This is a genomic window from Nocardioides sp. Root151 (assembly GCF_001427925.1).
In the GTDB taxonomy this organism is placed as follows: Bacteria; Actinomycetota; Actinomycetes; order Propionibacteriales; family Nocardioidaceae; genus Nocardioides.
This window is the reverse complement of sequence record NZ_LMGG01000001.1, coordinates 458,668-479,317: the sequence shown is the minus strand read 5'-3', so window position 1 is coordinate 479,317 and position 20,650 is coordinate 458,668. Positions and strand designations below refer to the sequence as shown.

Here is a 20,650-nt window from a genome sequence, read left to right as displayed (position 1 = left end):
CATGCGACCGATGTTGGCCACCCGAGGTCTCCACGTCCCGACCGGGGACGCCTGGGTGCACGAGGTGAAATGGGACGGAATGCGGGTCCTCGCGGACGTCTCCGGGGAGGGCGTGCGCCTGACCAGTCGCGCGGAGAACGACGTGACCGCGAGCTACCCCGAGCTGCTCGGCATGGCCGGCCGCGACCTGCTCCTGGACGGCGAGGTGATCGCCCTCGAGGACGGTCGTCCCAGCTTCGGGGCCCTGGCCGAGCGCATGCACGTGCGCGACGCGCGGCGCGCGGCACGGTTGGCGACCACCCGGCCGGTGACCTTCCTGGCCTTCGACATCGTCCGCCTCGACGGCCGCGACCTCTCGCGGGAACCGCTCTCCGAGCGCCGCGAGATCCTGGTGTCGCTCGGGTTCGCGGGGGAGTCGTGGCACGTGCCCGAGGTGTACGACGACGGCGCCATGCTGCTCGAGGCGACCAGGGCCCAGGGCCTCGAGGGTGTGGTCAGCAAGCGGCTGTCCTCGCGCTACGAGTTCGGCGTGCGCAGCCCGCACTGGCTGAAGTTCCCACATCGCCTGCGCACGTCGTGGGTGATCTGCGGGTGGCGCCACGAGACGGGTTCGCAGCAGCGGCTCGGTGCGATCCTCGTGGGCGAGCCGACGGCCGAGGGTCTCGTGTTCCGGGGCCGTGTGGGCAGCGGCATCGCCGGCAAGGTGGGGCCGATGCTCAAGGAGCTGCTCGAGCCCCTGGCCGCCGACCGCAGCCCGTTCGTCGACGAGATCCCGCGTGTCGACGCGGCCGGCACGCACTGGGTCGAGCCCCGCGTCGTGGTCGACGTCGAGTCGCTCGGCCTCGGGACCCAGGGACGGTTGCGCCAGCCGTCGTACATCGGAGTGCGGGCCGACCTCGGCCCCGACGACCTGCTCGGGGGTGGGCAATGACGGAGATCAGGGCCGAGGTGGACGGCCGCACCCTGCGGATCAGCAACCTCGACAAGGTGATGTACCCGGCAACCGGCACGACCAAGGGCGAGGTGCTCAACTACTACGCCCAGGTCGCCCCGGTGCTGCTGCCGCACCTGGCCGACCGTGCGGTCACCAGGATCCGATGGCCGCACGGCGTGCAGGGGAACTCGTTCTTCGAGAAGAACGCGCCGGCGGGTGCGCCGAGCTGGCTGCGCACTGCGAAGGTGCCGACCACGGGGTCGCGCGGCTCCTCGCGCAACGGCGACGAGCTGGTCTTCCCGGTCGTCGACGGGCTGGCCGCCCTGACCTACCTGGTCAACCTGGCCAGCCTCGAGCTGCACGTGCACCAGTGGACGGTGACCCGCACCGGCCGCCCTCGCAACCCCGACCGCCTGGTCATCGACCTGGACCCCGGCGAGCCCGCCGGACTGGCCGAGTGCTGCGAGATCGCCCTGCTGGTGCGGGAGAAGCTCGCCGAACGCGATCTCGAGGCGCTGCCGGTCACCAGCGGCAGCAAGGGGCTGCACCTCTACGCGGCACTGCCCGGAGACCTCGACCCCGAGGGCACCACCGGCCTGGCGAAGGAGATCGGGGAGGAGCTGCAGGCAGAGCAGCCGAAGCTCGTGACCGCGGTGATGACCAAGTCGCGCCGCTCGGGCAAGGTGTTCCTCGACTGGTCGCAGAACGCGGGCTCCAAGACCACCATCTCGCCGTACTCCCTGCGCGGAAAGGAGAAGCCGTACGTCGCGACTCCGCGCACGTGGGAGGAGATCGAGGCAGGGGCGGGGGACCCGTTGGGTGTGGAGCAGTGCCGGTTCGAGGAGGTCCTCGAGCGGGTCTCCGAGCTCGGCGACCTGTTCAGCACTCAATGAGCGCCGGCGTCAGTACGCGCCCTGGTGGGACACGACGGCCCGCGCCGTGCGCAGCACGATCGACAGGTCGAGCCCGAGCGACCAGTTGTCGACGTAGCGCAGGTCCAGGCGCACGGCCTCGTCCCACGGGAGGTCCGAGCGTCCCGACACCTGCCAGAGCCCGGTCACCCCGGGCTTGACGACCAGGCGTCGTCGGACGTCGTCGCCGTACTTCTCGACCTCGGCGGGCAGCGGCGGGCGGGGGCCGACCAGGGCCATGTCGCCGAGGACCACGTTGAACAGCTGGGGGAGCTCGTCGAGCGAGTAGCGGCGCAGGAACCCACCGATGCGGGTGATCCGCGGGTCGTTGCGCACCTTGAACAGCACACCGTCCGCCTCGTTGATCCCTGCGAGCTCGCCACACTGCTGCTCGGCCCGGTCACACATGGTGCGCAGCTTGAACATCGTGAACGGCGCGTCGTTGCGCCCGACGCGGGTCTGGCGGAAGATCGCCGGTCCACGGGACTCGATGCGGACGGCGAGCATCAGCGCGAGGAGCACGGGCGCGAGGAGCAGCAGGACCAGGGCGGCGGCACTGCGCTCCCACAGCTCCTTGAGGATCCGGCGCCATCCGCGCAGCTCGGCCTCGCGCACGTGCATCATCGGCAGGGTGCCGACCGCGGTGACAGTCGTGCGTCCCTCGGCCACGTCAGTGAGCCCCGGAGCGACGAACAGCTGCGTGTGCGTGGTGGCCAGGTCCCACCCCAGCCGACGCAGGACCGGGGGAGTGAAGTGCTTGCAGGGCAACACGATCACCGCGTCGGCGCGGGCCTCGCGGATCCGGTCGGCGATGGCGCCGACGGGGGTTCCTCGTCCGTGCGTGCAGGTGTCCACCACTTCGAAGCCGTGGTTGCGGGAACGGCCCAGCTCGGTCGCCATCTCGGCGACCTGGTGCCGGTGGCCGGCGAGCACGACGCGATGGGTGAGGCCATGTCCGTGCTCGCGGCGCCACCCCTGTACTCCCGCCCAGCTGACGCGTTGCAGGACGGCGGTTCCGGTGGTGACGGCAACGAGGGTGAGCAGGTGCCCGGGTCGGGTCGGCAGGTCGACCATCCACGAGATCGCGGCCCCGGTCACGACCAGGGCCAGTGCGGCCCGGGCGACCCGGCGGAGGTCCTCGATGCCGGGCAGCACGAGGCGCGACTCGTAGCCGCGCATCACCGCGACGAGGAGGACCCACAGCAGGGGCAGCGCCAGCACCACGGCGAGCGGTCCGGGGACCACCGCGGTGGCCACCAGTGCACCGACCGCGTCACCGATCACGAAGCCGGCCCGGCGGCTGATGCCCGAACGGCGAGTGGGAGTTGCCAGAACCTGCGTCGAGGCGACCATGTCCACTCGCGGCACGAGAGCCGGTTCGGTCCTGGGCAGGGGCACGGTGGGTGGTCGCGGCGGAGCCGGCCTGGAGAGAGAGGGCGCCGCGGTCGGTAGGGCGGTGAGGCGCTGGGCGGTCCGGACCGAAGGGTTGGTCAGGGCGTTGGCACTGCTCATCGTTTGCGACCCCACATCACGTTGCCGATGGAAATGGCGAGCCGTCCGCGGTGGACGGACGGCCCAGATCCAGCATGCTGGCGAGGCAGTCGCCGCGGCATCACCAACGTTGGTGAATCGCGTTGTGGGGAACGCGATTCGCGATCAGCCGACGGCCGGCTGCCAACCGACGTGGTGGGCCAGGCCGACCGCGGCGAGCTGCGAGGAGACCTCGAGCTTGGACAGGATCGACTTCACCTGGGTGCGCACGGTCGCCTCGGAGACCACACTGATGCGGGCGATCTCGCGCACGGCGCGTCCGTCCATCAGGTGTCCGAGGACCTGGCTCTCCCGGTGGGTCAGGTGCTCGAGGCGGGTCCGCATGACCTGGACCTCCTGGCGCTGCTTGTGCCAGTGGCCCAGCAGCTCCTCGCGTTCGTCGCGGCTGATCACCGGCAGGCCCTCGTTGAGCCGGCGGATCGTGGCCAGGATGTCGTTGAGCGGTGAGCTCTTCGCGAGCACCTGCCGTGCCCCGTAGCGCAGGCACTCGCCCCAGCGACCGCGGTCGATGCTTGCGGTCACCACGACGACGTTGACGCCGGCCTTGGTCAGCGGCTCGATCAGGCGCACCCCGTTGCCGTACGAGCCGAGGTCGAGGTCCAGCAGGACGACGCGCGGGTGCGCACGCATGATGGCTGGGAGCAACGTGCTCACCGACCGGCCTCCCTCGGAGAGGATGATCCGGCGTACGTCGTGACCCTCCATGTCGAGGGCGATCTCGAGGGACTCGGCGAACAGCGAATGGTCCTCGACCACTGCGACTCGGGTCCCGGTTCTGGTGATGATCAAGAGTCTTCTCCTCGGAAGTGGGGCAGGGTGACCACGAAGGAGGCACCCCGCGCGCCGTCGTTGTGTCGAAGTTGCAGGTTGCCGCCCTGCTGTTCCGCGAGGCGGCGTGCGAGGTAGAGCCCGAGTCCACTACCTGGCGACGTCCTGCTGCGTACGCCTCGCTGGAACAAGGAGTCGCGCATGGCCGCCGGAATACCAGGTCCGGCGTCCGAGACCCGGAGCTCGACCACGTCATCGCGGCGTCCGACGGTCAGGGTGACCGCCGATCCGGGCGCGTGGCGAAGTGAGTTGTGCAGGAGGATGTGGACGATCTCGCTGATGTCGTCCTGCCGCCCACGGACGTGATGACCCGTCGCCTCCCAGCGGATCTCGTGCCCGGCGACCCTCTGGGTGGCCACCAGTGGGGTGATCACCTGGTCGAGCGAGACCGCACTGGTCTCCAGGGGACCGGGGTTGCTCAGCAGGCGCTGGAGGCGGGCCACCTCCGAGGCGAGGCCCAGCTCGAGCCGGTGCCTGCTGGACGGGCTCAGCCGGTCGTCGCTGCCCAGCAGGATCTGCGAGGCGGTGCTGATGTCGGCGACCGTCGACCGGAGCTCGTGGAACAGCTCCTCCTGGTGCCGCTGGTCCTCGGACACGACCGGCTGGGCAGGACCCTGCTCGGCCAGCGCGCGGAGGAGGATCGTGGCGGTCGTGAGTGCCAACTGGACCGACAGCCCCATGAGTACGACGACCGCGGTCCACGACCTCAGGGTGCCTCCGGTGGTGCCGACCGACCCGAGCAACAGGGACGTGACGACGGCAGCCTCGATCACCACGAGGCTGCGCGTGGAAACCTCCGGCCTCGGCCTCCTCGACCGGTGCCACGCCCCCAGGACGACCACCAGGCCGGCTCCGAGAATGACGGCGGCGACCGCCGCGGCAGGCTGGGGCAGGGCCACCAAGGGCTCGTCCACGAGCCAGGTGTAGAGCAGGCGCCCGGCGAGCAGGACGAGTCCCGCAGTGATGCCCAGTCCGAGTGGGTGCAGGCGCTCGGGCAGCTCCGCGCCACGAGTGGCCAGGACGAGGCCTGCGATCACCGGCGTGGCCAACAGTGCGCCCATCAGGTCACCCGTGCTGCCCGAGCGCTCCGCGACGTTGGTCATGTCGACGATCGCGAACGCCACACCGCTGAGGAACAGGGTGACCAGCACGGACGAGAGCCAGCCGCTGGTCGGGTCGCCGGTCATGCGCCAGCGGGAGTACAGCAGGAAGGCGCCGGCGGCCAGCACCAGATGGAAGTCGAGGGTTGCGACCGCCCCCGCGGTCAACAGTCGAGGCTGGCCCTCGGTGACCAGCGCAACCGCCAGGATCGGGGGCAACGCCAGCAACAGGGCAGTCGTGATCGACCTCCGCCATTCCCAGCCGAACTGGGTCCGCGGTCGGTCATGAAATCGTTCCATTGTCCTGCCGGCGCCCCCGCGCCCACCCTTCGGTATCAAGGACGATGAGTCCTTGGCCGAGTCCCGTGGTGGCACGTGTGAGGACGCCTGCAGGGAGGTCCACCCCACCATGTCGTTGAATGTAGGACCGGTGGGCCCGCCCTGTCCGGCGAATGGGAGTGCCTACCACAAATTGGGGACGTTCGCCCAAGCGACTGGCCCAGATCTCGCAACTTTGATCCCAAGGGACTCACCAGTCGCAAGGAAGTCCTGAACGCGGGCGGGGGGTGTGTACCGGTCCGGGTCCACGCGACTGGTGAGGCCAGATCTTGGGGTCCCTCAACCTTCGGGCTCGGGACCGGTCATGAGCATCACCAAATGTGGGGCAGTGCCTCGGCGCACCTGACTCATCAAGATTGGCGAAGTTGCGGCGTACGGCCACGTGGTGGTCGTGGGGCGTCCTACGCTCCGAGAATGCTCTCCCGAGGACCCGGTGGGCCGGTCGTGCCGCGTCAACGGCCAGGTGGGACAGTCGTGCGCCTGATCGTCGTCTCCGACCACAGTCTGGTCAGCGAGGCCGTGCGGATGGCGTTGGCCAGTCGCGGCTTCGAGGCGGTGAGCCTGGCCCCTCCGTCCGGACGCGGCGGCCACCGGGACTTCACCATGCGGGTCTCCCGCTTCGGTCCCGCGGTCGGGCTCCTCCTGTGCGAGCTCGAGGACCGTTCGCTGCTGCGCGACGCGGTGGCCACCGTGTCGTCGGTGCGGGTCCGCTGGCTCCTGCTGACCAGGTCCAGGGACACCGCGGCGTGGGGAGCCCTCTTCGAGGCCGGCGTGTCGGCGGTGCTGCCGATGACCACCAACCTCGACACCCTGGCCGGCGCGCTGACCCAGGAGGCGGCCGGCCGGCCGGTGATGGCCGACGAGGTCCGCGTCCGCGCGCTCGAGGCCTGGCACGAGGAGAGTGTCCAGTCGCGCAGGGTCGCCGGGTTGATGGGTTCCCTGACCCCGCGTGAGATGGCGGTGCTGGCCATGTTGCACGACGGGTTGACGGTCAAGCTCATCGCGCAGGGGGCGAACGTCTCCGAGGGAACCGTGCGCAGCCAGGTCAAGTCGATCCTGCGCAAGCTCGAGGTCAGCTCCCAGCTCGCAGCCGTGGCGGCGTACCGGCAGATGCGGGAGTTCGCCCTGGCCGTCCACGACGACGAGTGAGCCGGCCCGATTCGAGGCTCAGCGGTCGAGGGGTTCCCAGCCGGCCGCGCCGACCACGATCATGCGGGCCTGGTTGCGCAGGTTGTCGACCAGCTCCTTGCGGGTGGCCGGGTGGTCCGCGGCGGGGCCGACCAGCTCTCCGGCCGCGGCGACCATCAGGTCGACGAACAGGCTGGCCAGCACGTGCAGGTCGGCGGCCCCCCAGCGCTCGAGGCCGGGCATGCGGGCCAGGTCGGTGGCCAGCTCGCGCTCGAAGAGGCTGAGCTCGTGCCGGATCGCGTCCCGCAGGACGGCGTTGCCGCCTTGCCGCTCCCGGCCGATGAACCGGAAGTGGGCCTTGTGCTCCTCGAGCTGCACGGACAACACGTCGACCGAGCGGTCGATGAGCGTCTCGGGAGCCGGGTCGCCGCCACGCACCTCGCGGATCAGGCCGCGCAGGGTCATGAAGGACTCGTCGAGCAGCGCCAGGCCGAGCTCGTCGAGCGTGGAGAAGTGGCGGTAGAAGGCGGTCGGCACGATGCCGGCGGCCTTGGTGAGTGCGCGCAGGGAGAGTGACCCGAAGCCCTCGTCGGCGAGCATCTCCAGGGCAGCGTCGAGGATCGCCCGCCGGGTGCGCTCCTTGCGCTCCTGCCGGCTCTCGGGCTTGTCGGGTACGGCGGCCACCTTGCTCGTCACGCTGCGCAGTGTAGCCGTTCGGTGAACACTGCGACCACTTGTCGGTGAACACGTGTGCGAGGTGTTCACGCTCACACGGAGCGGGCTTGACGCTGCCGGGGAGTCTTTGGGTACTGTTTCAGTGTACGGATGTTCACTGAAAGTCATACCGAATCGGAGCTCGTGATGAGCATCGTCCAGAACCTTCTCGCTTCCCGGGCCCTCGAGGCCCTGGCGTCCCCGCACGGCGTGGATCGCTACCTCGAGCTGGTCAACCCGATGTGGGCCGCCCGCGAGGTGCGTGCCCGCATCGTCGACGTGCACCGCGAGGTCGACGTCGCCGGCCACCCGCCGGTCGCCACCATCACGCTGCAGCCCACGTCCACGTGGCAGGGTCACCGCGCCGGCCAGCACGTGCAGCTGGGTGTCGAGATCGACGGCGCGCGTCGTACGACGCGGGTCTTCACGGTCTCGAGCCCGGACTCCCGCCAGGGTGACCGCTTCACCGTCACCATGCGCGCCAACCCCGACGGCCTGGTCTCGCGGCACCTCGTCGAGGCCGAGGTCGGCACGATGGTGCACCTCTCGCAGGCACAGGGTGAGTTCACCCTTCCCGACCTGGTGCCCGACCACGTGCTGTTCATCTCCGGCGGCTCGGGCATCACGCCGGTGATGTCGATGCTGCGCAGCCTGCAGCGCCGCACCCACCGCGGCCGGGTCACCTTCGTGCACTACGCGCAGTCGCCCGAGCACCAGATCTTCGCCGACGAGCTGGCCGAGATCGCCCGCTCCGGCTACGGCATCGACGTCCACCTGCTGCACCCCGAGCTCGGCGACCCGGCGTTGAGCCCGGCGTGGCTCGAGCGCCTCGTGCCCGGCTACCGCGACGTGCCCACCTGGGCCTGCGGACCGGCGCCGCTCATCGACGCCGTCCAGAAGGCGTACGCGGACTCGGACGCGTTGCAGGTGGAGTACTTCAAGGCGCCGGTCGTCAGCACCGGGGCGGCCGAGGGCGACGTCACCTTCACCCGCGCCGGCAGTACGGCGGCCAACACCGGAGCCACCCTGCTCGAGCAGGCCGAGGCCGCGGGCCTGAAGCCGGAGTTCGGCTGCCGCATGGGCATCTGCTTCTCCTGCACCGCGACCAAGAAGGAGGGGACGGTCACCAACGTGCTGACCGGTGAGACGTCGTCCCTTCCCGACGAAGACATCAGGATCTGCGTGAGCTCGCCCCAGGGCGACTGCGCGGTCGACCTCTGACACTCCCCGTTGGTCGAGGAGGTCGCGCAGCGACCGTCTCGAGACCATGACCGAAAGGAAGCCCATGAACAGCACCACCCTGACCGATGACCAGCTCGACGAGTTCGGCAAGGAGATGGACGCGATCCGCCAGCGGGTCATGTCCGAGCTCGGCGAGGAGGACGCGACCTACATCCGCAACGTGGTCAAGGCGCAGCGCGCCTTCGAGGTCGCCGGTCGCGCACTCTTCTACCTGCCGCCCGCCTGGCCCCTTGCCGTCGCCTCGTTGTCGATCTCCAAGATCCTCGACAACATGGAGATCGGCCACAACGTCATGCACGGGCAGTACGACTGGATGGGCGATCCCGGCCTGAACTCGCGGATGTACGAGTGGGACACGATGGCCCCCAGTGAGAACTGGAAGTACGGGCACAACTACATCCACCACACGTACACGAACATCCTCGGCAAGGACCGCGACATCGGCTACGGGATCCTGCGCATGGACGAGGACCAGGAGTGGCACCCCTACTACCTCGGCAACCCGGTCTACGCGTTCCTGCTGATGGTGTTCTTCGAGTGGGGCGTGGCCCTGCACGACCTCGAGGTCGAGAACATGGTCAAGGGCAAGCGCACCTGGGAGGAGAACAAGGCGCTGCGCGCCGGCATCCTGCGCAAGATCAAGCGCCAGACGCTCAAGGACTACGTGCTGTTCCCGGCGCTGACCGGCCCGCTGTTCCCGTTGACGCTGGCCGGGAACGCGACCGCCAACCTGGTCCGCAACATCTGGACCTTCAACATCATCTTCTGCGGCCACTTCCCGGCCGGCGTCGCGACCTTCTCCGAGGAGGAGTGCGAGAACGAGAGCCGTGGCCACTGGTACTACCGGCAACTGCTCGGCTCGGCCAACATCAGTGGCAGCAAGCTGATGCACCTGCTCTCCGGCAACCTGTCGCACCAGATCGAGCACCACCTCTTCCCGGATCTGCCGGCGCGCCGCTACCCGCAGATCGCCGAGGAGGTGCGCGAGATCTGCCAGCGCTACGGGCTGCAGTACAACACCGGCCCGCTGCACAAGCAGCTCGGCAGCGTCGCGAAGAAGATCTTCAAGATGGCGCTCCCGCCGAAGAAGGCGGACGCCGCCTCCACCTCCACCTCGACCAAGGTCAGCGTCGGCGACCCCGTCGCCGCCTGACGAAGGAGTCACCATGACCCACATCGCAGACAGCCTGACCCCGCGCGAGCTGCGCCGCATGCACGCCGAGGGCACCCGCCTGACCGTCCCGCAGGGTTGGTCCCTGATCTGGGAGCGGACACCGGCCGACAAGGCCTACCTGATCGTGGCCGGCGAGGTGTCTATCCAGCGCGACCACGTCGAGGTCGCCCGCCTCGGGCCCGGCGACGTGGTCGGTGAGATGGCGATCGTCAACCACAAGCTGCGTACGGCGACCGTTGTCGCCGCGACACCGCTCGAGGTCGTCCACTTCACGGCCGAGGCCGTCGAGCGGCTGAGCGAGCAGATCCCCGCGTTCCGCGAGGTCCTGGCGCAGACGGCATCGGGGCGTCTGGCGCCGGCGTGACGAACGCCCCTTGCCTGTGTGGTTGTCGGTTCGCCCGTCGTCCGTGACACTGGAGTCATCATGAGCAATCACGACCACATCAGCCGCAACGAGATCCGCAAGGACGCCATCCAGGACGGCTTCGAGGCCACCGTGTCGACGGTCGGCCACGTCGGCGGCGTCGTGGTCGGTGCAGTCCGCGACGTCGGCAAGGCCCTGGGCGGCCTGGCCACCGAGCTCTTCGAGATCCGTGACGCCGCCCGCAAGGCCGGCGAGGAGCACGAGCCCCACGCCTGACCTTGCGGCCGGTCGGTCAGCGCACGGGTTTCAGGGTGATGCTGACCTGGCTGGTGCCGGAAGGGCTCGGCACCACCAGCACGGCGGTGACCCTGCGTCCCTTGCGCAGCAGCGCCCTGCCCCGTGCGTTCAACGGCAGCTTCACCGTTCGCGCCGTGCCTGCCCTCAATGACACCGAGCCACGGGCCACGGGGTTGCCGCCCTTCTTGATCACCAGGGTGCCGGCACACGTGCCGGCGGTGCCGGCACATCGCAGGCCCACGTAGGCCGAGGCGCGCTTCAGAGTCACGACCCGCGTGGTCAGACGCAGTCTCGGTTTCGCGACCACCGTGAGGGACAGGGACCGTGACGACGCCCGGTTCCACGCGTCGCCGGCGTAGCGAGCCGTCAGCGCGATCCGGCCCGCAGAGGTGAAGGGCCCGACGGTGAGCACGGCTGTCCCGTCGACGAGGTTGGCGCGCACTGTCCTGCCTCCCGGAGGCGTCACTGTCACCTGTCCGGTCGGGGTGACGCCCGAGGTGGTGTTGACCTTGACCTTCACCTTCGTCGAGCCTCCGACCTTCACCTGGGTGGGTGTCGCGCTCAGCGAGAGCGTCGTGTCGGTCTGCTGACTCTCCCGGAGCCTGATCGGCACCCGGATCTTGCTCTGCTCGCCGCCGTTGCCGCTGAGCACCAGGTCGACGTGATCGACGCCGTCGGGGATCTTCTCCTCGTCGACCCTGACCTCGATCGCGGCCGAGCCGCCCGGCGCGATCGTCCCGCGGTTCTGCGAGAGCTTCAGCCACGGCAGCGAGGGGACGTCGTCATCGCCGGTGGCGAACTCGAGGATGTCGCCAGTGAGCGACGCCGCGAGCAGGGTGCCGTCCGGGCGGATGTCAGTGCCTCGCGGCAGACCTGCTGGCGGATTGTCTGCACGGCGCCACCCGGTCTCGGTGCACGTGGTCGGATCGATCTGCGAGAGTATCGGCGTTCGAGAGCCCGAGCGCTCCATCTTCCACATGCTGTCCGAACCGGGCTGATATGCCATGCCCAGGCCTTGCACGCCGTAGAGAGTGCACGAGGTGAGTTGGGTGCCCGCCTGAGGGCTGTTGGGCCCGGCCATCGTGGTCAGTCGAATTCCGAGAGCCTCTCCGCTGGCGAAACGGTCGTCGTCCTTGTGCCAGTGCTGCAGGAACAGTCGATCGTGGGTCTCGTCATAGGCAAGTCCCCAGGCGAGGTGGAAGTCGGGAATGTCGGTACGTATCACGCGCGAGTAGCCTCCATCGCGGGCGTCGGCGCAGACGATGTCGTTGAAGGGCTGAGTTGCGTCGAACCCTCCGGCACCGGAGTCACCAGCGACGATGAAGCAGACCTCGTTCGTGGCGTCGACGTAGACCAGGTCGTAGGGGATGAGCCACGACGGGTCCACACCGATCTCGTTCGCAATTGCCGACATAGCGATCACGGTGCCGGTCGGGTCGCCGTCCGTTGTGTATTCGCGGATCTCGTGCTGGGGGTTGGCGGCGACCAGATGAGCCTGGGCCACCCACCAGGACCCACCGCCCTCCTCGACCGCAACGGGTGCCTTCGTCGCGTTGAGATCGGTCACCTTGGTCAGTGATCCGGCTTCCGCGGGTGAGGCCACGGGTACGTCGAGTGCCGCCGTCCACTCGTAGGCCTTGTCGCCGTTGTTGCGCAGGGTGGCGGTCTGTCCGGAAGTGTCGGCGTCCAGTGTCACTGTCGGCTTCGCCCCGGCCAGGTTGAAGTCTGCGTGAGCGGTGGCCCCGGGTGCACCGATCCTCACGTCGACGGGAGTCCCGCGTCCGTAGGTCCGGGGCTTGTACGCCGCCACGGTGTAGCCGTGCCCTGTGAAGATCTCCGTCTTGTATCGGCCGGCCCCGTCGGTGTGAACCTGCCACTGCACGGCACCGTCGGGCGCCCGTACTTGGACGACGGCGTCGGCGATTGGGTCACCGGTGGCGGCATCGGTCACGACGCCGGCAACGGTGCCCGCGTCGGGCAGGTCGATGCGCACCTGCGTGGCGTCGGACCGCCACGGCCAGCCCCCGCTCTCGTTGCCGACCGCGTGGAGCTGGTCCCAGGTGCAGCAATGCATCAGGGCCGGGCCACCGATCGATGAGCTGACCAGAGGGCGCCCGGCGGCTCCGGCCCGATCGAACAGTGAATCGGGGTCGATGTCATGGCCGGCAATGACGATGTCGCCGTTCTCGTGCAACGTGAGCCCGAGGTCGAAGTCTGCGTCCGTGCCGAAGTAGGTGTAGTCGCGCCACTCGATGGTGAAGGTCCGGTTCGGGGCTGTTCCCTTCACTGCCGTGAACACCTGTCCTCCACCGTTCTCCGGGGAAAGCGGGATGAGGCTCGTGTCCAGGGTCAGTGCGGAGCTCGAAGGACAGGGTGCATCCGGCGTCCACGCGTTCCATCGCGGCTCGTCGAGGCAGAACGAGACGCTCGCTCCCATTGTTCCGGGTCCTCGTCCTGGAGCGTGCACTCCGATCGAGTCGAGTGCGCGTCCGTGGAAGCGGAACGGGAACGGAAGGTCGACCTCGGTCACGGGGCGCGTTCCCGAGGCATCCATCGGTGCTAGCTCGAGGAGGGTGTCGCCGGGAGTCCAGTCACTGGTCTCCGTGACACAGGAATAGCCGTACGACGTGCCGTAGGGGACGCCGAGCGGGTGTCGGGGCATGGCGATCGTGGGAACCACGGCGTCCGTGCCGCCCATGTCGACCGACCTGGTGACCAGGCGGGCGCCACAGAGGCCGGCGTTGACACTCAGCACATACTTCTTCGGCCCGGGAACCTTGTTGATGGCGAACGCGCCGGTGGCGTCGGTCGTGCCGACGAACGGCACCCCGGCCAGCGTGACCACCGCCTCGGGAATGCCGGCACCGGTGACGGGGTCTACCACGCGACCGCTGACCGTGCCGCCCGGGAGCGGTGTCAGGGTGACGTCGTGCGTCGTGGTCTCCCCGTCGGTCACCGTGACGGTCGTGGTGCTCGGCTCGTAGCCGAACGCGGCGACCCGCACGGTGTACTCGCCGACCGGGAGCGTGAGCGCATAGCCGCCGCTCTCGCCCTGCCGGGTCGAGCGCACGAGCTCGCCACTGGTCAGGGTGATCGTGGCGCCCGTGACGGGGACCTGTCGTTCGGCGTCGGTGACGGTGCCGGTGAGCGATCCGCTGGTGGACTGCTCGAGGGCCGACTCCACCAGCGCGAGCGCATCGAGCCGGCCCTCGCCATAGACGTTGTTGTCGTCGGCCGTGCCGCCGCACTGGTCGTCGGCGGTGTCGCGGGCAGTGCCGTCGAGCGCTTCGCGAGTCGCAGCCAGGTCGCCGATCAGGGACGGATCGGCGTTGTAGAGCAGGGCGACGGCGGCCGCCGTGTGCGGTGCCGCCATCGAGGTGCCGGTCATGGACGCGTAGCTGCTGCCGGGATAGGCAGACCTGACGTTGGTGCCGGGGGCCGAGATGTTCGGCTTGATCTCGCCGTCCTGACCGGATCCGCGTGAGGACGACGGCGCGATGGTGTCGTTGATGTCGTAGTTGCCGACCGAGTAGTTGATGGTCCGCGACCCGGGCGCGCCCGAGGTGTCGCAGCCGGGTCCGATGTTGCCGTTGGCCCAAACTCCGAAGATGCCTGAGTCTGCCCACGCCTGCAGGACGTCCTCCATGAAGGGGTCGTTGCTGGGCGTTCTCGTGCCCCAGGAGTTGTTGATGATGTTGGGTCGTTGCGCCGGGTCGGGGCGGGTTCCGTCGACCTTGGTGGGGGCCAGCATCCACTGTGCCGAGTCGAGCAGGGCGGCATCTGAAGGACAGCAGCCGTTGGCAGAGATCCACGTGGCGCCGGGGGCGACCCCGATCCGGTTGGCGGCGCCGTCGTCACCGGTCATGGTGCCCATGGTGTGCGTTCCGTGGCCGCCGCCGTCGACCGGCAGCGTTGATGCCCCCGTGACATCGAGCCAGTTGTAGTCATGACTGACCGTGCCATCGGCCCGGTAGCCGCGGTAGGAATGGATGAGTGCCGGGTGGTCGTACTGCACGCCGGTGTCGATGCTGCCGACCACGATGCCGTCGCCGCGAATGCCGTAGGTGTCCCACACCTGGTCGGCCTTGATGTTGGCGACGCCCCACTCGACCGCCGCGTCGGCGTCGGGTCCCATCTTGTTCGTGGTGAGTTCCTTGTCGATCGGCTCCACCTGCTCGTAGGTGACCGGCGCGCGCACGGTCTCGACCCCGGTGGCGCCCGCCAGGCTGCTGGCCAGTGCGTAAGTCCCCGCTTCCACGTGCACAGCGTTGGTGATCCAGTACGACGTGTACGTCGCGCCGGCGGCGTCCAGTTGGGCGATCACCTCGGCCTGCGACGTCTTGGCGTGGCTGCGCAACGCGTCGTAGACCGCTTGCCCGCGCTGGTCCCAGTCTCCGACGCCGGAGGCGCTCGACGTGTCAGCGGAGCTGTCGAGGATGACCCAGAACTCCTGCGTCTCGTCGACGGCCTTCTCGAACTCGGCGAGCAGTTCGGGCTGGATGTGGCCCTTGTCTTCGGCGGTGGGTGACGCGGAGGAGGCGCCCGTCGGCAGTGCAACCAGTGCGATCAGTGCTGCCAGGAGCGAGCCGACGGCACTCAGTCGGCCGGCCTTCGTTCTCGCGAGACGATGCATCAGGGTGTGACCTCTCGGGTGAGCCCGCTTCGGATCTCGGGCATGCGTGAGTTGAGTGACTAGAGCGGAAACCAACGGGTCTCGCCGGGTGGCTCCGGTCGGGGAGCACTGGAAGGTTCATCGGCCTCGTACTCGGGCTCGGTCGGCTCGTCGTCGGGCGCACCCGCGTACTCCTTGGCACGTGGCTTCTCTTCCGGCACGGACTCACGCTGGCGCAGAGACGGTGCGACCAGCAATAGGGCGATTGCCCAGTTTCTCGTGCAGCCGCTGCCCTACCGGTCGGGCGAGGAGCTCTCGATCAGGCCGGCCTGCGTGGCCGCGATGGCAGCCGCGGTGCGGGTGTGAACACCCAGCTTCCTCATCGCCGAGCCCAGGTGGAGCCCGACTGTCTTGGGCGAGAGGAACAGTGCCGCGGCCGCCTCCTTGTTGGTCATGCCCCGGGCGACCAGTTGCAGCACCTCGCGCTCGCGGGGCGAGAGCTGGTCGCCGTACCCGAGTCGACCGTTGGCCTCGGGTCGGCCGGTGCGGGAACCGTGCGCACGGAGCGTGCGGGCGACCCTGGCTGCGTCATGCACCGAGCCGAGCTCACGCAGCCGCTCGTGCACCGCTTCGAGCTCGCCGACCGCCTCGGGCACTCGGTCGGCTCCAATGAGGCAGGCGCCCAGGCGCTCCAGCGCGAGCAGCTCCCGGTGCAGGCGGGGCATCGCCGCCCACTGCCTGGCCGCCTCCTGTGCGAGCGCGATCGCCTCACGTGATTCACCTGCGGCCAGTGCGAGCGCGGCGCGAGACTCGTGGACCACGGCCTGTGCTGCCGGGGCATCGAGCCCCGAGGTGCCTGCCTCGAACCGGTCAACGAACTCGACCGCCGCGGGCACGTCTCCCTTGCCCAGCAGTGCGTCGACGTGGCTTACCGTGAACTCGACCGCCCACAGCCAGGCCTCGCGGCGTGTCACCATCTCCGCCATCGATCGGGTGTGGGCAAGCGCGGTCTCGAAGTCGCCGGAGGAGACCGCGAGGTGGGCCAGGGTCGACGCGGGGTCGAGGCAGGTGGGCAGCACGCTCTCCGAACGTGCCAGCCGGGCGGCCACCTCCTCGAGCCGCTTCACTGCGTCGTTGGGTGTGCGGCCGAAGCAGTCGAGTGCGTCGGCATAGGCGGTCTCGGTGGGATCGTCGAGGTAGGGCTCGTCGGTCCTCTCGTCCAGACGAGCAATGCTGACGCGAGCCTGGTCCCACGCACCGGAATACCAGTCGAGCTGGACCGATCTCAGCAGCCAGATGTCGTCGAGTCGTGGGTGGTTGGCCGCGGCCACCGACTGCGCCTCACGTTCCAGCAGTCGTCGGGTCTCGTGCAGTCGTCCCCACGGGAAGGTCGCACCGATGACGTTGAGCATCTGGCTCGGTGACGAATCGCTTCCGGGCTGCCCAAGGACCGTCTCCAGTGCCTGCCAGCCCTCAGGGTGCCCTGCCATCAGCAGCGCTGTGGCGCGTCCCTCGAGTGCAGGCATGACCTGCGGTTCGGTTGCGAACAGTGTGTCGACTCGATCCAACCAGCTCAGATGACGTGCGATGGGCCATTCGTCGATCATGGGGAGCGCGAGGTTGACCATGGCTCGCTCGGCCTCCTGAGGACGCTCCTCCAGGAGGGGAACGGACTCTTCGAAGAGCTCATAGGCGTCTCGCTCCCGATGGATGACCCACAGCAGCCGAGCTCGCACCAGCATGGCGGTGCCCAACTGTGCCCCGTCCAGCACGCGCCGGTCGATCACCCGTTGCAACGCCTCGGCGGCACGGGACCCGGTGGCGATGCTGGTGCCACCACCGATCGCTCGGGCCGCGTCGAGCTTGCCGATGATGGCCGACAGAGCGGGGCTGCTCCACTGATCGGTCGACTCGATGATCGCGACGAGCGTGAGGATCGCGGTTTCGTCATCTCCGGTGTCGATGGCCACGTCTGCGGCCTGCTCGGCGTACCCCCGCCAGCGGGTGGTGTCGCCCGCCTCCTTGGCATGGTGTGCGAGCCGGACGACGGAGGCGCCCTCGTCGCGTGCGAGGGCTTCCAGGGCCCGCCGGTGAAGGGCCCGCACACGAGGTGCGGCGGCCGAGGCGAGAACCGCCTCCGCGTCGAGGGAGTGCCGGAACGCGTACCGATCCGGCCTGACCTCGCGGAGCAGGCCAGACGACAGAGCCGCGGCCATCGACTCGATCTCATCAGCGCCGGTCGAAGTGTCGCCGTGTGCGACGGAGTGGAGGGTGTCGCTGGTGGCGTCCTCGGCGAGCACGGCCGCGGCCTCCAGCAGTCGGCGGGCCGGTTCGGGCAGTCGCGTGAGTCGCTCGCGCACGGAGTCGAGGACGGAGGGTGGTACGCCGATCTCGTCCAGGGCACGCCTGGCCCAGCGTCCGTCGCGCAGCTCGATGTCGTGTCGTTCGCGAAGCAGGCGAATCGACTCCTCGACGGCCAGGGGTACGCCGTCGGTGTGCTCCCGCAGGAACGCCGCAAAGGCGATGGAGATCTCCGCGCCGTCCAGCATCGCGCTCGTCAGCCGGGCGACGGCGTCCACGTCGAGTGCCTGAAGGGTGAGTCGGAGGTAGGTGCCGGGAGAGTTGCCTCGGGAGCGGAGCCTGAGCAGCGGGGAGGAGTCCGGCACCTCACTCGGACGGTCGGTGACCAGCAGCGATGGGCCGTCGTCGGCGCCGTCGAGAAGGAGCAGCCACTCCAGGGTCGCGGCGTCGGACCAGTGCGCGTCTTCTAGGACGACGACTTCGATGCCGAGCACACCGACGAGTTCGACCAGGGCGGCCCGCAGACGCCGTCGAGTCGCACGGGGGTCATCCTCCGGTCGGAGCGGCGGGGGAAGCGTGGACGACCAGTCGGGAAGCAGTGCGTGCAGGCACCCTCCCAGCGGGGACAGCTCAGCCAGCGCCGTCTCGAGGTCGTCACGACGTCGGGCATGGCGACGCAGGCCGTCGGCAAGCAAGCCCAGCGGGAACGTGTCGGGCATCGGCAGACCCGCGAGCATCAGCACGGCGGATGGGCGCAGGTCGGCGGCGCCCAGGATCTCGGAGACCATGCGTGACTTGCCGATTCCCGGCTCACCCTCGATGACGATCAGTGCGCGTCCCGTAGACAGTGCGGCGCTGGCTGAGGCGAGCTCGCCGTCTCGTCCGACGCACGTCGAGGACGCGGCAACATGGTCCACGGTCGCGTGGGTGCGGCCCGAGAATGTCGGCATGGCCTGGGTCCCCTCTGGTGACTCACTCACCCTAGCGGTGAGCCACCTCGTCGCCCGGAACCGTCACCTGTGACGTCCTGACCTCACTGTGCGCGCCACTCGCGCGGTGCGACGCCGTACTGGTCGCGGAACCAGCGGGAGAACCCGCTGGGTGCCGCGAAGCCCAGCAGCTGCGAGATGTCGGTCAGTGAGTGGCGCGGATTGGCGAGGTGACGTTCGGCGAGACGGCCGCGCGTGGCGTACAGGAGTGAGGTGAAGGTCTCGCCGTGCACGGCCAGGTGGCGGTTGAGGGTGCGACGGTCGACGTCGAGGCCGCGTGCGACCTGGTCGACCGAGCAGCGGCCCAGGGGCAGCAGCAGCTCGATCAGCTCGCGGACCCGCTCGACGGCGCCCTCCGGTCGCGCGCGGGGCAGGTTGGCGAGCAGCTGCTGGGTGTAGTGCCGCAGGGTCGGGTCGGAGTGCTCGTTGCGCCGGTCGAGGTCGGTGGAGGTGAGGATCACGCCGGAGAACTCGTGGTCGAACTGGAGCCGGTCACCGAGCAGTCGCTCGTGGGTGGCCAGGTCGTCCGGCGCGGGATGCGCGAAGCACACCTTGAGCGGGCTCCAGTCGTCATCGAGGAAGACCCGCAGGATGCCGACGAGCGCGGCCACGCCGAGGTCGACGGCCTGCCCGGTCGGCGCGGACACACCCAGCTCGATGCTGATCTGGAGCCTGGCCAGCCCGCCGGACTCGTGGAGCTCGAGGTGCAGGGCCTCGTTGTAGTTGCGTTCGTAGCGCATCAGCAGGTCCAGCGTGCTGCGGACGTCCGGCTCCTCGCGCAGCACGACGCTGAGCGGTCCCAGGGTCGAGAGCCGGCGCCGCTCGGAGAGCAGCAGCCCGAAGTCGTCGCGGCCCGAGGCGAGGGCCGCGGACTGGAGCAGGCCGACCGCCGCCCGCGCGGGGATCCAGGTGTCCGGGGTGGCCAGGTCCGCGACGTCGAGGCCGGCGTCGTCGATGAGTGCGAGCGGCTCCAGCCCGACCGACTTCGCGAGGTCGGTGAAGCCGTGCAGCGACGCGGCGCGGACCTCCGGGTGCATGTGACCTGCCTCTCCCGCCTGTCCCGAAAAGATAAGTGATCTGTCCCGATCCGTAAAGCGCTGGCGAGCGCTGGCTCCTAGCGTGGCTTGCGTCACAGATCATCGCGGCCGATCCCGCGGACCACGCAACAAAGGAGTTCCCCATGGCCAAGGCCATTCGCTTCCACGAGACCGGCGGCCCGGCCGTGCTGCGCTGGGAGGCCGTCGATGTCGGTGAGCCCGGCCCCGGCGAGGTGCGCGTCCGCCACCACGCGGTCGGCCTCAACTTCGCCGACACCTACTTCCGCACCGGCCTCTACCCGGCCCCGCTGCCTGCCGGCATGGGCGTCGAGGGCGCCGGCGTCATCGAGGCGGTCGGCGCCGGTGTGATCGGCTTCGCGGAGGGAGACCGGGTCACCTACACCGGCAGCCCGCTGGGTGCCTACAGCACTGAACGGGTCATGCCGGTCGACTCCCTGATCAAGCTCCCCGACACCATCGCCTTCGACACCGCCGCGGCCATGACCATGCGCGGACTCACCTCGGCGTACCTCCTGCGCCGCATCGCTCCGCTCGAGGCCGGCGACACCGTGCTGCTTCACGCCGCCGCCGGGGGAGTGGGCCTGATCTTCAGCCAGTGGGCGCGTGAGCTCGGCATCAACGTGATCGGCTCGGTGTCCAGCGACGAGAAGGCGGAGGTTGCCCGCGCCCACGGTTGTGCGCACACCATCGTCTACACCCGCGAGGACGTCGCCACCCGCGTTCGTGAGCTCACCGACGGCAAGGGCGTGCCGGTCGTCTACGACAGCATCGGCGCCACCACCTTCGAGCAGTCGATCGACTCACTCAGCCGCCGGGGGCTCCTGGTCTGCTTCGGCACCGCCTCCGGCCCGACTCCGCCGATCAACGCGATGCAGCTGGCCGTCAAGGGCTCGCTCTTCGTGACCCGGCCGGCCCTGGCCGACTACATCGCTGACGAGGACGAGCGCGCGGCCCTGGCCGACGAGCTCTTCGACCTGGTCGGTTCTGGCCGCATCGAGGTCCCGATCAACCAGCGCTACTCGCTCGACGATGCCGTCCGGGCCCACCACGACCTCGAGTCGGGCCGCAGCATCGGCTCGTCCGTCTTCGACCTCGAGTCCTGAGACCC

Annotated in this window: 15 protein-coding genes; 8 read left to right on the top strand and 7 right to left on the bottom strand. The window is 69.4% G+C overall.

The genetic code is table 11. The features are described from left to right. Window position 1 precedes the first annotated feature (1 nt). Window positions 2–931 carry a non-homologous end-joining DNA ligase gene (ligD, locus tag ASD66_RS02240; protein ID WP_056681516.1) on the top strand — a complete coding sequence of 310 codons (930 nt, stop codon included), beginning with the start codon at window positions 2–4 and terminating at the stop codon, window positions 929–931. Then, window positions 928–1,827 carry a non-homologous end-joining DNA ligase gene (gene ligD / locus ASD66_RS02235; protein WP_056889913.1) on the top strand — a complete coding sequence of 300 codons (900 nt, stop codon included), beginning with the start codon at window positions 928–930 and terminating at the stop codon, window positions 1,825–1,827. The genes ligD (ASD66_RS02240) and ligD (ASD66_RS02235) overlap by 4 nt, the downstream gene beginning before the upstream one ends. A 9-nt stretch (window positions 1,828–1,836) precedes the next feature. On the opposite strand, the gene ASD66_RS02230 is transcribed toward ligD (ASD66_RS02235), so the two are convergent. The 3 genes from ASD66_RS02230 to ASD66_RS02220 form a co-directional block, all read right to left on the bottom strand. Beyond that, window positions 1,837–3,198, bottom strand: a complete 1,362-nt coding sequence (locus tag ASD66_RS02230) for a sugar transferase (RefSeq protein WP_235529932.1) — start codon at window positions 3,196–3,198, stop codon at window positions 1,837–1,839. Between the two features lie 303 nt (window positions 3,199–3,501). Further along, complete coding sequence (locus ASD66_RS02225; RefSeq protein WP_056681513.1) at window positions 3,502–4,185, bottom strand: LuxR C-terminal-related transcriptional regulator; 684 nt, start codon at window positions 4,183–4,185, stop codon at window positions 3,502–3,504. Further along, the gene (locus ASD66_RS02220) at window positions 4,182–5,552 is read right to left on the bottom strand and encodes an ATP-binding protein (protein WP_056889911.1); all 1,371 of its coding nucleotides are present in this window, start codon (window positions 5,550–5,552) and stop codon (window positions 4,182–4,184) included. The genes ASD66_RS02225 and ASD66_RS02220 overlap by 4 nt, the downstream gene beginning before the upstream one ends. Window positions 5,553–6,137: 585 nt before the next feature. Between ASD66_RS02220 and ASD66_RS02215 the strand changes: the two genes are divergently transcribed. Next, window positions 6,138–6,812, top strand: coding sequence for a response regulator transcription factor (locus tag ASD66_RS02215; protein ID WP_056889910.1), 675 nt, complete (start codon window positions 6,138–6,140; stop codon window positions 6,810–6,812). Window positions 6,813–6,830: 18 nt separating this feature from the next. Here the strand turns inward: ASD66_RS02215 and ASD66_RS02210 are convergent, their stop codons facing one another. Further along, window positions 6,831–7,487, bottom strand: coding sequence for a TetR family transcriptional regulator (locus ASD66_RS02210; RefSeq protein ID WP_235529931.1), 657 nt, complete (start codon window positions 7,485–7,487; stop codon window positions 6,831–6,833). Window positions 7,488–7,652: 165 nt separating this feature from the next. Between ASD66_RS02210 and ASD66_RS02205 the strand changes: the two genes are divergently transcribed. The 4 genes from ASD66_RS02205 to ASD66_RS02190 all read left to right on the top strand — a co-directional run bounded on the left by ASD66_RS02205 (window position 7,653) and on the right by ASD66_RS02190 (window position 10,561). Continuing rightward, a complete protein-coding gene (locus ASD66_RS02205) occupies window positions 7,653–8,726 on the top strand; it encodes a ferredoxin reductase (RefSeq protein ID WP_056889909.1) in 1,074 nt (357 codons plus the stop codon). A gap of 64 nt (window positions 8,727–8,790) precedes the next feature. Continuing rightward, window positions 8,791–9,900, top strand: a complete 1,110-nt coding sequence (locus ASD66_RS02200) for a fatty acid desaturase family protein (protein ID WP_056889908.1) — start codon at window positions 8,791–8,793, stop codon at window positions 9,898–9,900. Window positions 9,901–9,913: 13 nt separating this feature from the next. Next, window positions 9,914–10,285: a Crp/Fnr family transcriptional regulator gene (locus tag ASD66_RS02195; RefSeq protein ID WP_056889907.1), complete on the top strand. Its 372-nt coding sequence runs from the start codon at window positions 9,914–9,916 to the stop codon at window positions 10,283–10,285. 60 nt (window positions 10,286–10,345) lie between these two features. Next, window positions 10,346–10,561, top strand: coding sequence for a hypothetical protein (locus ASD66_RS02190; RefSeq protein ID WP_056681507.1), 216 nt, complete (start codon window positions 10,346–10,348; stop codon window positions 10,559–10,561). A 16-nt stretch (window positions 10,562–10,577) separates the two neighbouring features. Here the strand turns inward: ASD66_RS02190 and ASD66_RS02185 are convergent, their stop codons facing one another. The 3 genes from ASD66_RS02185 to ASD66_RS02175 form a co-directional block, all read right to left on the bottom strand. Continuing rightward, a complete protein-coding gene (locus ASD66_RS02185) occupies window positions 10,578–15,215 on the bottom strand; it encodes a S8 family serine peptidase (RefSeq protein WP_056889906.1) in 4,638 nt (1,545 codons plus the stop codon). Between the two features lie 272 nt (window positions 15,216–15,487). Then, on the bottom strand, window positions 15,488–18,445 hold the full coding sequence (locus ASD66_RS02180) for an ATP-binding protein (RefSeq protein WP_056889905.1): 2,958 nt from the start codon (window positions 18,443–18,445) through the stop codon (window positions 15,488–15,490). 83 nt (window positions 18,446–18,528) lie between these two features. Further along, a complete protein-coding gene (locus ASD66_RS02175) occupies window positions 18,529–19,521 on the bottom strand; it encodes an AraC family transcriptional regulator (protein WP_056889904.1) in 993 nt (330 codons plus the stop codon). A gap of 143 nt (window positions 19,522–19,664) precedes the next feature. Between ASD66_RS02175 and ASD66_RS02170 the strand changes: the two genes are divergently transcribed. Then, complete coding sequence (locus ASD66_RS02170) at window positions 19,665–20,645, top strand: quinone oxidoreductase family protein (protein ID WP_056681503.1); 981 nt, start codon at window positions 19,665–19,667, stop codon at window positions 20,643–20,645. Window positions 20,646–20,650: the final 5 nt, after the last annotated feature.